This is a genomic window from Vibrio sp. 1249-1 (genome assembly GCF_033340495.1).
Genome location: NZ_JAWOWJ010001215.1, coordinates 1 through 507, shown reverse-complemented (window position 1 = coordinate 507; position 507 = coordinate 1). Strand labels below are relative to the sequence as shown.

At 43.8% G+C, this 507-nt stretch carries 1 protein-coding gene; it reads right to left on the bottom strand.

Features of this window, described 5'->3' with window-relative positions:
* Positions 1 to 438 (bottom strand): AEC family transporter (locus R7Z50_RS31345; RefSeq protein ID WP_411979553.1); only part of this gene is annotated, 438 nt, incomplete at its 3' end.
* Positions 439 to 507 lie beyond the last annotated feature (69 nt).

Sequence of the window (507 nt, the reverse complement as noted above, 5' to 3'; positions counted from 1 at the left end):
AACGTTGTAGATAAACGTGGTGATGGCGACATAAAGAGCAGCTAATGCGACACCCTGTGAACCATAAGCATTAGCAACGTATGCAATGCCGATAATGCCAGTGTTGGCGCGAAACCCACCTTGAATCAACACGCCCTGATCGGGAGAAGATTTAAACAGAACAGAAACGGACATGTAGGTGAAAATAAAAAACAGAATGCTCGCGACTACGCCGTAGTTGATGAAACCACTGGCGGCAGAAAAATCATGCTCAGAAGCCACAATACTGACAAACAACATGGCTGGCAGCGTGACCTTAAAAACCAGCTTAGAGCCTATTTCAATAAAGTTATCGTTGATGAGACCAAACCGTTTAAAGATAACGCCAAGCACCAACATTAAGCAGATGGGGCCGGTGATCGACAAAGAGAATTGCAACTGATGTAAAACAGAATCCATGTAAGTATCCGCAGCAAAAAAGAAAAAAGTCATTATTGTTTCGCTATTAAGCCACAAACTAGGGGGCGG